This is a genomic window from Acinetobacter sp. 228 (assembly GCF_048147885.1).
Map to the genome: position 1 here is coordinate 1 of NZ_JAYWYV010000374.1, position 1,228 is coordinate 1,228.

Consider the following 1,228-nt stretch of genomic DNA (forward strand, 5'->3'; position numbering starts at 1 on the left):
ATTTGCACAAGCACATTACATGCTGCTGCATTTGATAAAACAGGGCAGTCTGTAGCGGCATTTTTACAACCGGGCAACTATTTTGAAGCAAGTTTAGGAATAACAGATGCCGATTTAAGTGGTGTAGAGTCGGGTACCAATCCTTCACATCATTCAATTTCAGATATCGCCAATACCGATTATCGGCCTACGGCAGCGTTAAAACTACAGTTGGCACCGCAGTATTCATTTGGTCTGTTATATGATCAGCCTTTTGGTGCTGACACGGAATATTCAGGTGCAAATGGCTTCGTTGCAACGCCAAAAGATACCGTTATGTTACCTGGAATTACAACCATAGGGCTTGCCAGCGCTACATTGGGCCATGCTCCTACAGGAAATGCAAAATCAGAATTTGATATACAAAATTTAAGCTTCATTTTGGGTTACCAACCCACAAAAAACTGGAATCTTTATGCGGGGCCAGTCTATCAAACTTTTAAAAGTCAGGTTGAATTAAGGGGTAATGTATTTAGTCTCTATAATGGATATGACTTTCATACTAAAACTGTCAGTGATTTAGGGTGGTTAGCAGGACTTGCTTACCAAATTCCAGAAAAAGCTGTGAAAGTCTCATTAACCTACCGTTCAGCCATTACCCATAAAGTAAACGCGACTGAAAATGCCCCACTCATTGATATGTTAAGCACTCAACAAGGTCGTGATTTAGTTAATCAGCATCTAGATTACATGATTTCTATTGGTCAGATGACTCCACAAAAGAAAGCTTACTTAAATCAGATTATTGCTAATTTGCCAGAACAAGAAGATACAGGTACAACAAAATTTAAATCTCCTGATTCAGTGAATTTGGAGTTCCAGACTGGACTGCGTCAGGGAACGTTACTATTTGGTAGTTTACGCTGGGTAAATTGGAGTGATCTTGCTTTGCAACCTTATCGCTTTGGTGAGATCTCAAAAGTTGTTGGCGTACTATCAACGCCAAGCCGCCCGGAAGGTTTTAATTTGGTTCGTTATTATGACGACCAATGGTCTTTAAATTTGGGTTTAGGACAACGTTTTTCGCCAAAATGGTTAGGTTCTGTGTCAGTTGGATGGGACTCAGGAGCAGGCGATAAAGTGTCAACGGGTGGCCCAACTAAGGGATATTACAACTTGGGCGTGGGTGCTCAATATAGCCCGACATCGCAATACTTTATTTCTGGCGGTGTGAAGTATTACTGGTTAG

General features: G+C 41.1%; 1 protein-coding gene. It reads left to right on the forward strand.

The genetic code is table 11. From position 1 onward, the window contains the following. On the forward strand, positions 1-1,228 hold a 1,228-nt coding region (locus tag VXQ92_RS19130; RefSeq protein ID WP_416682863.1), incomplete at both ends, for a long-chain fatty acid transporter.